Raw genomic sequence first — 13,302 nt, forward strand, 5'->3', positions numbered from 1 at the left:
AAAGACCAAAGATGAAGGTTAAAGGAGGTTTCTCCAGGGTAGGTTTAAATTTTATCCTTCAAACTTCAGACTTCAAACTTCATACTTCATGCTTCATACTTCCTACTTTAACGGTGACCTTGCCATCGCTGAATGGGGATGCAGTCAATATCCAGTTGATCTAAAGCACGAGCAACTACAAAATCAACTAAATCCTCAATGCTTTGAGGATTGTGATACCAAGCAGGAATTGCTGGTACAATTCGGACGCCAGCTTCGGCTAAAACGGTTAAGTTACGCAGGTGAATCAGGCTAAAAGGAGTTTCCCTGGGAACAATGACTAATTTGCGACCTTCTTTCATCTGCACATCAGCAGCGCGTTCGAGTAAATCGGAACTTAAGCCCACTGCTAATTTAGCTACGGTACTCATGCTGCATGGCATGACAATCATGCCCAAAGTGCGAAAGGAGCCGCTAGCAATCCCCGCACCCACATCGCTCCAAGGATGACAACGTAGTTTACCAGAATTGCTAACTCCTGCTTGTTCGCGCCAAAATTGCTCTTGCGCGGCGGCTTCCGATGGCATTTTGATATCTTGCTCGGCTTGCCAAACCATGTAGGTTGATTTGGAAGCTACTAGTTCAACTTGATAATCTGCTGCTAGCAGGTATTTTAGAGCACGAACGGCGTAAATCAAGCCAGATGCACCTGATACGCCGAGAATTAAAGGATATGTGTGATTAGACACTCGATTACTAGTAGATTTACTCATCCTCCTCGTAAGGTTCTAAGTCAGCCGGATCGAGATGGGCTGAGAGATAAATTTCTGATAAATCGTCATTCTGGCTGTTGAGATCTAAGCCTTTAGCGACGCCATCACTACCTACTGTCACGAGGTCGATTTGCTGACGGTAGTAATCAACACTCTTAACTTGGACAGAAACGCGATCGCCTAATCGATAAGAAGCACGATTTTTCCGCCCAAATAAGGCTTGTTGTCTGGCGCGGTATTCATACCAGTCATCTTTGAGAGAACTAACATGTACCAACCCTTCAACCCGCAAAGGTACACCAAGATGTCTACTAACTTCCACTTCGCCGGCGGGAACTTCAATTTCTACAAAGAAACCGTAGGATTGCACGCCTGTAATTACGCCTTGAAATACTTGGCCGATGCGCTGTTTCATTAGTTGGGCTTTTTGCAGTCCGGCTAAATCGGCTTCGGCTTCTTGAACTTCTTTTTCCCGGTCGTTAATTTGGATAATTACCCGCGTTAAATCGCTTTGCAGTTCTTGTTGCAATTCGGGGGGTAGGACGTTCCAGTTAATTTCGATGTGGGAAGAAGAATGGCGCAGATTGACACGTTCTTTCACGCGGGTATTGCGGCGATCGCGTCCGTGTTCGAGTAATGTGTAATATACGCGCTGCAAGAGTAAATCAGGATACCGTCGTAAGGGAGCTGTAAAGTGGACATATTCCGCTAAAGCCAGCCCAAAGTGCGGTGCTTTGGTGGTGCTGTAACTTGATGGCTTGAGTGTATCTTGTAACAAATATGTCAATACTTGCTCAGAAGCAGATTCCACAAACGCCCTAGTTAAATGTTGATAATCTAGGGGTTGAATATCTACTTCTGGTTCTAGAGACAGTTCCACACCTAAGTTAATTGCCAATTTCAGCATTTCTTGGACATCTTCGGCGTCGGGTGTACCTTGAACGCGCCAAATGGCGGGGACTCCCAAAGCGCTGAAATGGCTGGATATGAGTTGATTGACTAACAGGACTAACTCTGTAATTAGAGAATGAACTGGTAAATCATTGACGACTACCGCACCGAGAATTCCCTCATCGTAGTAAGGATTTTGACTAGGCGGTAAATTTAACTGTAAGCTACCGCGATCTAAACGCACCTGTTTCAGGATGTTCCGTAATCCTTCCAGGTTTTGCAAAGTTTGCACCACCTGTTCTGATTGTTTGTGCGGTTCGCCTGCGAGGATAGCTTCGGCTTGTGGCTTGGTGAGACTGTTATCGACGTTAACAATGCTGGGTTGAATTTCCCATTCTTCAATTTCTCCCGATTTGGGATCGATAGTTATTAAAAATGATAAAGCGAGGCGATCGCTCCCAGCAACTAAAGAACAGCGATCGGCTACGGTTTCCGGGAGCATCGGTAATACTAATTCTCCCAGATACACCGACCGCCCGCGCTTGAGTGCTTCCCGATCTAAGATTTCATCTGGCTGGATAAAGTGGGAAACATCGGTGACATGAAATCCTAAACGCCAATAGCCATTGGCAGTTTTTTCCAAACTAAAGGCATTTTCTATTACTTTCGGGTCACCGTTGACCCCGGTAATGGTGAAGGTAAATAAATTGCGTAAATCCAGGCGATTTTTCAGATCGGCTTTCAGTAGTCTTTTGGGTAACTTAGTAGCTGCTTCTAGCACTGCTTCCGTAAAATTACGATTTAAATCATGCTTACAGGTGACCAAATCTATATCAGCAGCAGCTTCCGCATCGCTTCCCAAAATTTGCACTACTCGACCCAATGGGGGATATTGTGCTAAGGGATACCTTAATACTTCCACATGGGCCAGGTGGTCGAGTGCTTCATCTAACTTCATCCCGTTGGTTTGTAATTTGAGTTCAAACAACAGGCGATCGTCTAGAGGAACCGCACGGAAGCCGCTTTCTACTTGCTTAATCCGCGCCAGTAAAGTGTGATTAGAGCGTTCGAGAATCAGCTTGACTTCGCCTTCTGGAGAACGCCGACGACTACCTTCTTTGAGGACTCTGACTAAAACGCGATCGCCATTCCAAGCATTACTCAGATGGCTTTCGCGAATGTAAATATCCTCAGCGCCTTCCACATCTTGAATCGCGAAGCAAAATCCTTTGCTAGAACAGCGGAGTTTAGCTTCAATTAAGCCTTCTTCCACCACCCGGCGATATTTACCGCGTTCTTTGACAAGAATGCCAATTTTCTCTAAAATCTCCAGGGCAATGTGAAGTTTTTCTAAACTAAGTTCATCCTCGCAGCCAAGTTTTTTTTCCAAAACCTTACGAGCTACCAATTTATCATCGGTGAAATTGGCAAGGAGTGTAGCGATTGAAAATTCCATGCAGTGAACCGACCTTTGGTCAAAACATCATTTTTCTTTTAATCTGGTTGTTTCCTGTATACCCTTAAAGACTACAGACTCTAGCTAGAAACTAAATACCCTCAAGCAGGGATTCTGAAGTTCCAAGGGATATTGCTGACTCAACTGGCGAAAATTCGCAGTAGCGTCTACAAGCTTCTCACTGCACGATAATCTCAGAGTTCGCTTGGGTTTGAGTTCCTTCATCCAGTCCAACCGACAAAGCACGCCTGATAAGATTTTGCCCCACAAGGTAGTTACGCGACTAGTTTTTAGATGCTGGGCTGGTAGAAATACCCATGCGACCCAAAAACGTTATACAGGGAAACAGGTGTTTAATTGTCTAGACTCAAGGTACTTTTACGCCATTAGAATCTGATTTTTACTAGGAGAAACTGCCGATCGACCTAACTTTCCCATCTGTAGAATCGGTAACAATTAGGTAAGCAGCTTAACGGGCAGTGAGGGCGAACCTTACCTTCATTATTGTAGATTTAGAGCGCATTTCCAACAAAGAGTTCTGCATATCGAATTGGGTAATTAGTATAGCATTGCCTGCACTCCTACTCAGATTTGATGATTAGTAGCCAAAAATGTTCTCGCAAAAGAGCTACTGCTACAATCGGGACACAGGAGTGAGGAGCGAAAATTACTTCGATCCATGAGAGCATGGCAAAGTTTGTGACATCTGGTTACAGTTTCCTCTCCAGCCAAGCTGCTATGAAAGTGAGGAGGGGAGAAAATTTGATTTCGTAGTACGTCATGCCGGAAATCAACATATCATTTGACAAAGTATCCAGCGCAAAAGAATACAATTCTTTTGATATTGCCGATGAGGGATTTTTTGGCTTGATCCCGCGCCACTGCTGGGGAGAACAAATCCAAAATCCAGGGAAAATCCTCTAACCTTCTTTCTGGGGTGCTTAGGTTCAATCCCACATTTCAAATCCCACAGCCAAAATTAACTTTTGGTTTATTCGGCAGAGGTACTAGCTTGTATACATAGTTAGTATCACCCCCTTTATTCAACAGAATTAAAATTGGTGGCAGTATTATGTTGGCTCAATTCCAGAGCTTGTATCCCAAAGGTAGTCTTATTTCTGAGTTAGTGCAAATTTTTCAAGGAAAATATATAGTTCGCGCTAGCATACAAATTGATGGCGTTACCCGCGCCACAGGTTTAGCCGCAGCAGATACCGTAGAAGCAGCAGAAGATCAAGCGAGAATGAGAGCGCTAATGGTTTTGGGAATGGAAAAAGCACCCCAAGCAACGGTGACAGATGCTCCCCAGACTCCAGCACAGGTACAGCCTAAACCAGCTAGCTTGACGAGTGGATTTAATGAACCTGCTTATTCACCAATCAAGGAACGGGATTTTGTGAGTAGTCAAGAACCTGCTGTACCATCCTTTGCGGGACAAAGTATAACTGGGGATAATGTAAAGAGCGATCGCGAATTGTTCGCTACTGATACAGCTACCACTAGTAAAATCCCTAATTACAGTCAGGAATTAAATCATAACTTCTCTACAACTAATGAAATTTCCAGCGAAATTTCCAGCCAATTCGATGCGCCTAGCGATAACTTAGGCAGTATCTTTGGGAAAAATTCTGAAAATCAACCCTTATCTGGGATGACTCCTAGTAATGTCACACCCTTTACACCCCGTAACCATAGTTCATCAGAAGACGTTGCGACACCAACAACAGCCAGTAAGAGAAAAAAGAAAAGCGAACCTGTAGATTTATCTGATGTCATAGCCAAAACAGATGTCGAACTACAGCGTTTAGGCTGGACACCAGAACAAGGAAGGGAGTATTTAATTAAAACCTACGGTAAGCGCGGACGGACTTTACTTACCGAAGACGAGTTATATACCTTTCTGCAATATCTACAATCTCAGCCAGATCCCATTGCAGGATTTTAAGGAGTTAGTCAATAGTCAATGGTCAATGGTCAATGGTCAATAGTCAATAGCCTCTTGCAAAAGTCCTAAATTTTCGCATTCTCCTCTGCGGCTCTGCGGCTCTGCGTGAGCTTTTCAAACTCTAGTCAACACAGCGACAATATTTATGCAAGAAGTCTATTAGTCAGTTGTCATTAGCAAAAAACCCCGTTCAACTTTCCTCATGAGTCAGGATTGTTGAATGGGGTTTAATTAAATGGTGTAAATGACCATTGACTATTGTACAGACGCGATTAATCGCGTCTCTAACAATTGACTAAACAACAGCCATTGGACGGCTACCAGCAGAATGACGGTCAATTACTTGGTCAATTAAGCCATATTCTCTGGCTTCTTCTGGCGACATGAAAAAGTCGCGTTCAGTATCGTCTGCGATGCGTTCCAGGGGTTGACCTGTATGTTCGGCTAGATAGTCATTTAGCCGCCGCTTGTGATACAAAATTTCTCGCGCTTGAATTTCAATATCAGTTGCTTGTCCTTGCGCGCCACCTAGAGGTTGGTGAATCATAATCCGAGAATGGGGTAGACTCATCCGCTTACCTTTAGTACCAGCACTGAGGAGGAAAGCACCCATACTCGCCGCTAATCCGGTACAAATGGTACAGACATCTGGGCGGATATGCTTCATAGTGTCAAATATGCCCATACCGGCTGTCACCGAACCACCGGGAGAATTGATGTATAAATAAATATCTTTCTCCGGGTCTTCAGCATCTAAAAATAGTAGTTGGGCAACAATCAAGTTCGCTATGGAGTTATCAACCTGTTGTCCTAAAAAGATGATCCGCTCACGCAACAGCCGTGAGTAGATATCAAAGGCGCGTTCGCCGCGACCCGATTGTTCAATGACTATAGGAATCATGCAGCCTGCTTGTAGCTATTTCAATCCATTTTATCGTTTGTTTTTGGGTATTGGGTATTGGGCATTGGGCATTGGGCATTGGGCATTGGGTATGGGGCATTGGGCATGGGGCGAAGGCAAAGACGCGATGAATCGCGTCTCTACAATTGTCATTTGTCTGCCTTTCGGCTTCGGGAACTTTTTATCCGTAGTCTGTGTCTTAATCGATATCCGCAAGTCGTGGTCACTAATCTAGATGTTTGTGGGTTGGCTGCAAAATTTTTGTAGCGTGATGACTAAATTTACTAACATCTGCACCAACCAGGTGCTTTTTTGTCAGGTGTTGGTAACTTTTTCAACAATTCTTCAAGATTGTTATGGGCAATTATCCGGAATATTAAACAATTTTCGGTAATGCAATAGTACAGGGTGTAGTTAGAGTAGCTCGTCAATGTAAAAACGCTGTCCACTGAGAAGGAGACCTGCCATGCCAGAAAAACTGGTGCAAGCCGCCATTATCACTTTCTTACTTCATTTAATAGTCGGTCTTAGCCCAAATACTAGAGTTCAGACAAAGTCTTCAGTGTCTTTGCCAGAAACACCAGCCACAATTGTTAACTCGCTGTTTGCTTCTATGCGGTAACATACATGGGTTGTTGGTTCGCTACTTTTGTGGTTTATTGACCTAAATTCAATATTATGGCTGCATTAAATAGCCCCTTTAACTAATCTTGCTCATGCTTGATGTTGTTAAAGGGGCAACTCGTTTTTATTGACTATTGATGAAACGGGAAAAATCCCCATCTGCAAGCCAAATCACAAATAATGTTTCTTTGCTTAGGTGTGTATCTCACCAGACTCCATTTTGTAAATATTTTGTTATAGTATTTAATATAACTACACAAAACTGTCGCTCTCATGTGGTGAACCACTAAACAAGCGAATGCCGAATACCTAAATGAGTGCATGAGTTACCGACATCAGCGAGTTAATTAGCCAGACGAATATTAGTCAGCATTCAACCTCTAGTTGTCGCCCAATTTGGGCATAGGAGCCAGAAATGAATCAGCCCATTAAATTATCTTTAGAACAAGAATTTAGCCTGAGAAGCTTTGCTAACCAAGTGCAATATATGTCTCTTGAACAAGCCCAGGAATTTTTGCTCAAACTGTATGAGCAGATGTTGATTCAGGAAACAACTTACAAAGAATTGTTGAAGCAGGAGTGGGAAATAGATTCAGGTGCATTCTCTGGCTAAAGCTAGAAAGCAAATATAGGAATCTGGTTTGACTTTTGAAAAATTGCCTAGACTTGAAGTTTAATTGTAGGCAATTCCCACTAAAACCCTGATAAGCTGGGGAGTTGCCCACCTAAGTGTATTCTGTACAAGAAGATAAAATGAGGTAGGAGCTTGCTAGCGTGACTCCTAGAGTATGTCTTCAACTAGCTCAGAGGCATTGAGTAGTAGTTCACCACATTAATTTTATGGCTACGTAGTCAGTACAGATTGTGCTGAAGATAAGGAATCAAGTCCTTACTACGTAATAATTTTTCCATCATTATTAATGTGCCAAAGTACTAGTAAAACATGGTGTAAAAGCCCAAAATACAATTCTTTTGACTTTTAACTTCCACATAGGGGTGCTAATCCAAGAAAAACTTTCTAGAGGTGGGATTTTCTTTGAGGGATTGAATAAAATCCTTCAAACTCAATAATTTACCTGTGAAGGTGAACTTAGGGGTTCCATTTTTAGAAATGATTTTCAGATCACCATCTTGGATTTGAATTTGATTTTTAATAGTTTCCCATAGAGTATCGAAGCTATCGTCATCCTGACAACCATTTGCTTCGAGGAACTTTTGTCGTACTTCGGTTTTGAGCGCTCTTACTTCTGCTGCTTGGGTGCGCGTCTCAAAGTGTTTAATTACATCTTCATAGGTGCTTTCTCTAAGAATTTTATTTTCAGCTTGAACTTGCTCTAACTGATTTTTGATAGCTTCCAATTGTGATGCTAAAGCGGCTGACTTCTGGTATTGAACTTTTAAGGCCTGCTTTGCATTAGTTAACAAGACTTTGTAATCTAGCTGGTCTTCGTTTTGAATTGGATTCGATTCTTGGCTATTCATAAGAAAATACAATCTATTATTTTTGTAACATTAACTAAATTTTATCTTTTATTTAGAAAGTTGATTAATAATAAATACAAATTTTATCAATAAAATAAATTGCTTTTAAATAAGGTATATCTAGTCATTATTTGATATCTTTTTGATTAAAAAAATGGATATAGCATCGTGTTTATCATGCCAATTTAACCAAAATTTATAAGCTCTACTTCTTCAATAATCAATCATTTTTTTGTATCCAAAACTCTGGATTAAACATCCTAGATAGAAATCGGCTAAAATACTCTCGATTGTTTAATATGTTTATCGCATAATTTGGAATACCATCATATATAGGATGTTTAAATCCTGGTGTTTTTGCTGTAGCTTCATAATCTATACTTGTTACATCGCAATATATTTCTCTGACTAATCCTGTTGTTATAATATCAAAATTCTTACAATAACTATCTTCCATCAAACTTTTCTGATAACTTTCCCATGTCATACAAGCATGATTAATTGAAATTTTTGAACCTTTGTAATCTTGATTAACTCGTTTAACTACATTTAGACCAATTCTAAATAGATGTGAGTTCCAGAGGTCATACAAATTAGAAAGATAGTTATATTCTTTATGAATATTTTTTGCACTTTTATTCAGACCAGGTAAAATATTGGTAATTTGAAAATTTTTTCTATTTAGCATTTGTGAAATGTTATTTTCTAAATAATTATTTTCCTTTATGTACCAGTAAGTATTGCCTATAATGTAGGGATTTAAAGCTGCTATTATCATTGAGTTAGGGAAAGGGAAAGCTTTATAAAGTTCTGGCCATACTTGAGAGCAATAGACAAAACCATGAAGTCCTTGAGCTTCCATTATTTGTGCTGTCAAAACAGAAACTCGATTAAAATTTGCAATTACCCAATCTGAAGGATCTTTATTAGGTTCATTCCAAAATTCTGGAATATATTCCCAAGCTATTTTTACCAAGCTAAAGTTTTTATGATCAAAAGCAACTCCTGTAATTTTTGATAAATCTTCTGAGGAAGGAATCCAAGGTTTTAGGCGTAAAGTTTCAATATTATCTTCGTCCGTAAAGTAAGGAATTAATGCATAAATAGGTCTTCTATCAAAAACAAGAGTATGTATTACAGACTCTCTAGTTATTCTTGCTTCCATTGGAGCAATGAGAACAGAATAAATATCTTCTTTGCACGTAGTAGGAAAAGCTGTAGTTATATGGTTGGAATATGCCAAAAGTTCGCTAAATGCTTGCCTTTCTGTTTGAACATTTTTCTTTAGCTCAATAATGGCGAATATTGGTTCATCTATGGATGCCCCTAAAAAATCTGCTCTTAATGTAGAATCTAGTTCCTTATCTAAAGGTACTTCACAACCAATTAACTCTATTGTACGAACATTTTTATCAATTCTTGAAAGACGATTATATATATGATTCTGAATCACAGAATTTGGAGTAATATCAGATAGATCATCAGCAAATAAATATGGCTCAGAAATTTCTGCTATATCAATCAATTCTGTCCATGTATCTCGCTGTTTCCATATATGTTCTTGAATTTGTTTTTCAGAAAGCATTAGTTAAAAATTTCCTCCAAATTTTATATGTTTAGTTATATCAGCTTGGCGGTTCGATAAATTAAGCTTTTTGGTAATTTTTGCGTAAGTTCTATATCATTAGGAGTCTAAAAAGTGGGGCAAATGCAAATTGATAAGAGAAACTAAATCTCGTCTATCCTTAAGAACTTGAGTTTTTTACCAAAGTTTGGCGATTGCTTATTTCGTTGTAAAGGGATTTTACATGACGGTTATGAATCAACGTTCTGCTTTGCTTAATTTTACGATGATTACAGGAACAATTCAGTTCGTCAGGTTTTGCTGGTAAATATTGACTGCTGCACTCAGGCTGTGGAGCGATAGACTGGGCAAAGAAGGTAACTAACTCCCATCAGATCATGACTAACCGTCTTGTTGAAGCAAAAAGTCTCTATCTGCGCAAACACGCTGAAAATCCTATTGATTGGTGGCCTTGGTGTGATGAAGCACTGGGGACTGCAAAGGAAAAAAATCTGCCGATATTTCTTTCTATTGGCTACTCTAGTTGTCACTGGTGTACTGTCATGGAAGGTGAGGCTTTTTCTGACTTGACTATTGCTGAGTACATGAATGCTAATTTCTTACCCATCAAAGTAGATAGGGAAGAAAGACCGGATATTGATAGCATTTACATGCAAGCTTTGCAAATGATGAGCGGTCAAGGGGGATGGCCGTTAAATGTGTTTCTTTCTCCAGACGATTTAGTACCATTTTACGCTGGTACTTATTTCCCATTGGAGCCGCGTTATGGTCGTCCAGGGTTTTTACAAGTGCTGCAAGCGCTACGGCGTTATTACGATACAGAAAAAGATGATTTGCAGCAACGCAAAGCTGCAATGGTGGAAGCATTACTGACATCGGCTGTATTAAAAGATGGTACGGCGGCTAATGTTGCAGAACAGGAATTACTCCGCAAAGCTTGGGAAACTTGCACAGCGATACTGACACCTAATCAATCTGGTAATAGTTTCCCAATGATTCCCTATGGGGAATTGGTATCGCGTTTAAATCGGTTTAATTTTTCTTCTCGCTATGATGGTACACAAGTTGTTACTCAGCGAGGACTAGATTTAGCGTTGGGTGGAATTTACGATCATGTGGGTGGTGGTTTTCACCGTTATACTGTTGACCCGACTTGGACAGTACCCCATTTTGAGAAAATGCTTTACGATAACGGGCAAATTGTCGAGTATTTGGCGAATTTATGGAGTGTGGGACTACAGGAACCAGCTTTTGAAAGAGCGATCGCCAAAACTGTACAATGGCTCAAAAGAGAAATGACTGCACCTGAAGGTTATTTCTATGCAGCTCAAGATGCTGATAGTTTCATTGACCCCTCAGCCGCAGAACCAGAAGAAGGTGCTTTTTACGTTTGGAGTTACAGCGAACTCTCACAAATACTTGCACATACAGAACTCACTGAATTACAAAAGCAATTTACTATCACTCTTAGCGGTAATTTTGAAAGTCAGAATGTGTTGCAACGGCTACAAGCTGGACAACTCAGTGAAAGTGTAGAAGTTGCTCTAGATAAGCTATTTGCAGAACGCTACGGAAATACGCCTGAATCTTTAGAGACTTTCCCACCAGCGCGTGATAATCAAGAAGCGAAAACTTATAACTGGCCGGGACGCATTCCTTCAGTCACAGATACAAAGATGATTGTAGCTTGGAATAGCTTGATGATTTCTGGTTTAGCTAGGGCGGCGGTTGTCTTTCAACAATTATCATATTTAGAACTTGCAGCCAAAGCGGCAAACTTTATTTTGGCGCATCAATTTGTCGATGGGCGTTTTCACCGACTCAATTATGATAAACAACCCCATATTTTAGCCCAGTCTGAAGATTACGCCTTTTTTATTAAGGCGCTGCTAGATTTACACCAAGCTTCCCTGGGGATGGGAGATGTAGCTTCTGCTTCATTGTGGCAAGAAAAAGCGATCGCGCTGCAAGATGAATTTAACGAATTTCTGTGGAGTGTAGAATTAGGTGGCTACTACAACGCCGCAATTGACGCTAGCCAAGATTTAATCGTCCGCGAACGCAGCTATGTAGATAATGCTACACCCTCAGCTAACGGAATTGCGATCGCTAATCTTGTCCGTCTTACCTTACTCACCGACAATCTGCATTACCTAAATTTAGCCGAGCAAGGTTTAAAAGCCTTTAAGACTGTCATGGCTCGTTCGCCCCAAGCTTGTCCCAGTTTATTTACGGCTTTAGATTGGTATCGAAACTCAACGATTATTCGTAGTAATACTGAACAAATTAAGTCCCTAATGCCCAAATACTTGCCGACTGTAGTATTTGCAGCAGTATCAAATTTACCAGAAAACACCATAGGCTTAGTTTGCCAAGGTTTAAAATGCCTTGCACCAGCACAAAGCATTGAACAATTATGGCAACAAGTACAGCAAAGCCAGAGTAGGGGATGAGGGGGATATAGGGGACGGAGGACAAATGAAAATTGTACAGACGCGATTCATCGCGTCTCTAAATAACCAACTAACAGCCATCGTTTTAGCAGGTGGACAAAGTTCGCGGATGGGTGAAGATAAAGCCCTGATTCCCATACAAGGAATACCAATGCTACAGCGCGTTTGTAGCATTGCTCAAGCTTGTGCTGATACCGTTTATGTAGTCACTCCCTGGCCGGAACGCTATCAACACCTACTTTTACCAGGTTGTCAATTTATCCCAGAAACCCCCATATCCCCCTTCCCCTTGTCTCCCTTGTCCCCCTTGTCCCCCTCATCCCCCTCTCACGGGCCACTAGTGGGATTCTCTCAAGGACTGGCGCAGGTACAAACCGACTGGGTGCTGTTGCTGGCTTGCGATTTGCCTAAGTTAAAGGCTGAGGTGTTGCAAGAATGGATGGCTAGACTTGATACTGTGGGAGATGATGCGATCGCAGCTTTGGCTCATCATGCTAAAGGCTGGGAACCTTTGTGTGGTTTTTATCGCAGTCGCTGTTTACCCCAACTTTTAGAGTTTATCAATCAAGGGGGGCGATCGTTTCAACAATGGCTGAAACAACATTCTGTACAAGTTTTACCTGTCCTTGAACCAGAAATGTTATTTAACTGTAATACACCAGAAGATTTAGCTGATAATGAATAAACTTTATCCCAACCTTATACAAAGGTTAAAGAAATCAATGCACTTACTTTGGTAACTTTAAGGTTACTTAATAAATCCCCGATATGCTTTTGTACAAAGACTTATACCAATTTGAAGAATAATCGCTACAAATGTAGGTTGGGTTGAGGAACGAAACCCAACACCCCAAAGCCTTGTATATGTTGGGTTTCACTTCGTTCAACCCAACCTACGTATCTGTCTTAATAAATCCCCAAGATGCCTTTGTACAAAGACTCTTATTTCTGTCTAAGAAATAACACTTTTCAACACAATGTCAATAGAAAATTAAAAATTCAGTGAATTATTGATAAAGGAGAAAATATCGCAAAAAATCTTATAAGTTTTCAAAAAAATATTTTTTGGCTGTAATATTTTAGGAATTATTACTATATATTAAATATAGGATTTCTCAATAAGCCTTGTATAGTTCCGAGCGAGTAACGCAGTCATCATCTGATTCATAGGTTTTGACTAGTGATTCTACTCGCTTTTTTCTTGTAAAGAATT

Annotated in this window: 11 protein-coding genes; 6 read left to right on the forward strand and 5 right to left on the reverse strand. The window is 40.7% G+C overall.

Annotated features, from left to right (window positions below):
• Positions 1-107: 107 nt before the first annotated feature.
• Complete coding sequence (locus AACW45_RS02645) at positions 108-752, reverse strand: flavin prenyltransferase UbiX (protein WP_199330872.1); 645 nt, start codon at positions 750-752, stop codon at positions 108-110.
• Positions 745-3,099, reverse strand: a complete 2,355-nt coding sequence (locus tag AACW45_RS02650) for a ribonuclease R family protein (RefSeq protein ID WP_190627305.1) — start codon at positions 3,097-3,099, stop codon at positions 745-747. The genes AACW45_RS02645 and AACW45_RS02650 overlap by 8 nt, the downstream gene beginning before the upstream one ends.
• A 780-nt stretch (positions 3,100-3,879) precedes the next feature.
• Here AACW45_RS02650 and AACW45_RS02655 point away from each other — a divergent pair.
• Both AACW45_RS02655 and AACW45_RS02660 read left to right on the forward strand, forming a co-directional pair.
• The gene (locus AACW45_RS02655) at positions 3,880-4,023 is read left to right on the forward strand and encodes a hypothetical protein (RefSeq protein ID WP_190627307.1); all 144 of its coding nucleotides are present in this window, start codon (positions 3,880-3,882) and stop codon (positions 4,021-4,023) included.
• Positions 4,024-4,171: 148 nt separating this feature from the next.
• Entirely contained in the window at positions 4,172-5,044 is an 873-nt protein-coding gene (locus AACW45_RS02660; RefSeq protein ID WP_190627309.1) for a hypothetical protein, read from the forward strand.
• A gap of 295 nt (positions 5,045-5,339) precedes the next feature.
• Here the strand turns inward: AACW45_RS02660 and clpP are convergent, their stop codons facing one another.
• On the reverse strand, positions 5,340-5,945 hold the full coding sequence (gene clpP, locus AACW45_RS02665) for an ATP-dependent Clp endopeptidase proteolytic subunit ClpP (RefSeq protein WP_096644454.1): 606 nt from the start codon (positions 5,943-5,945) through the stop codon (positions 5,340-5,342).
• 466 nt (positions 5,946-6,411) lie between these two features.
• Between clpP and AACW45_RS02670 the strand changes: the two genes are divergently transcribed.
• Together AACW45_RS02670 and AACW45_RS02675 are read left to right on the forward strand one after the other, a co-directional pair.
• Complete coding sequence (locus AACW45_RS02670; protein WP_190543842.1) at positions 6,412-6,567, forward strand: hypothetical protein; 156 nt, start codon at positions 6,412-6,414, stop codon at positions 6,565-6,567.
• A gap of 417 nt (positions 6,568-6,984) precedes the next feature.
• Positions 6,985-7,182, forward strand: a complete 198-nt coding sequence (locus AACW45_RS02675; RefSeq protein ID WP_096644455.1) for an NblA/ycf18 family protein — start codon at positions 6,985-6,987, stop codon at positions 7,180-7,182.
• Between the two features lie 386 nt (positions 7,183-7,568).
• Here the strand turns inward: AACW45_RS02675 and AACW45_RS02680 are convergent, their stop codons facing one another.
• Both AACW45_RS02680 and AACW45_RS02685 read right to left on the reverse strand, forming a co-directional pair.
• Complete coding sequence (locus tag AACW45_RS02680) at positions 7,569-8,051, reverse strand: hypothetical protein (RefSeq protein ID WP_190627311.1); 483 nt, start codon at positions 8,049-8,051, stop codon at positions 7,569-7,571.
• 220 nt (positions 8,052-8,271) lie between these two features.
• Positions 8,272-9,636, reverse strand: coding sequence for a hypothetical protein (locus AACW45_RS02685; RefSeq protein WP_190543832.1), 1,365 nt, complete (start codon positions 9,634-9,636; stop codon positions 8,272-8,274).
• Positions 9,637-10,013: 377 nt separating this feature from the next.
• Between AACW45_RS02685 and AACW45_RS02690 the strand changes: the two genes are divergently transcribed.
• Both AACW45_RS02690 and AACW45_RS02695 read left to right on the forward strand, forming a co-directional pair.
• Positions 10,014-12,089 (forward strand): thioredoxin domain-containing protein, encoded by a 2,076-nt coding sequence (locus AACW45_RS02690; RefSeq protein ID WP_190627313.1) that lies wholly within the window; start codon positions 10,014-10,016, stop codon positions 12,087-12,089.
• 25 nt (positions 12,090-12,114) lie between these two features.
• Positions 12,115-12,774, forward strand: a complete 660-nt coding sequence (locus AACW45_RS02695) for a molybdenum cofactor guanylyltransferase (protein ID WP_190627315.1) — start codon at positions 12,115-12,117, stop codon at positions 12,772-12,774.
• Positions 12,775-13,302: the final 528 nt, after the last annotated feature.

The sequence above is a fragment of the Calothrix sp. FACHB-168 genome, assembly GCF_963889195.1.
Lineage (GTDB): Bacteria > Cyanobacteriota > Cyanobacteriia > Cyanobacteriales > Nostocaceae > Aulosira > Aulosira anomala_A.

What these genes read in the sequence shown, in the direction of transcription:
- AACW45_RS02645 (WP_199330872.1), bottom strand. Translation starts at nt 752, where the DNA reads ATGAGTAAATCTACTAGTAATCGAGTGTCTAATCACACATATCCTTTA.
- AACW45_RS02650 (WP_190627305.1), bottom strand. Translation starts at nt 3,099, where the DNA reads ATGGAATTTTCAATCGCTACACTCCTTGCCAATTTCACCGATGATAAA.
- AACW45_RS02655 (WP_190627307.1), top strand. Translation starts at nt 3,880, where the DNA reads ATGCCGGAAATCAACATATCATTTGACAAAGTATCCAGCGCAAAAGAA.
- AACW45_RS02660 (WP_190627309.1), top strand. Translation starts at nt 4,172, where the DNA reads ATGTTGGCTCAATTCCAGAGCTTGTATCCCAAAGGTAGTCTTATTTCT.
- clpP (WP_096644454.1), bottom strand. Translation starts at nt 5,945, where the DNA reads ATGATTCCTATAGTCATTGAACAATCGGGTCGCGGCGAACGCGCCTTT.
- AACW45_RS02670 (WP_190543842.1), top strand. Translation starts at nt 6,412, where the DNA reads ATGCCAGAAAAACTGGTGCAAGCCGCCATTATCACTTTCTTACTTCAT.
- AACW45_RS02675 (WP_096644455.1), top strand. Translation starts at nt 6,985, where the DNA reads ATGAATCAGCCCATTAAATTATCTTTAGAACAAGAATTTAGCCTGAGA.
- AACW45_RS02680 (WP_190627311.1), bottom strand. Translation starts at nt 8,051, where the DNA reads ATGAATAGCCAAGAATCGAATCCAATTCAAAACGAAGACCAGCTAGAT.
- AACW45_RS02685 (WP_190543832.1), bottom strand. Translation starts at nt 9,636, where the DNA reads ATGCTTTCTGAAAAACAAATTCAAGAACATATATGGAAACAGCGAGAT.
- AACW45_RS02690 (WP_190627313.1), top strand. Translation starts at nt 10,014, where the DNA reads ATGACTAACCGTCTTGTTGAAGCAAAAAGTCTCTATCTGCGCAAACAC.
- AACW45_RS02695 (WP_190627315.1), top strand. Translation starts at nt 12,115, where the DNA reads ATGAAAATTGTACAGACGCGATTCATCGCGTCTCTAAATAACCAACTA.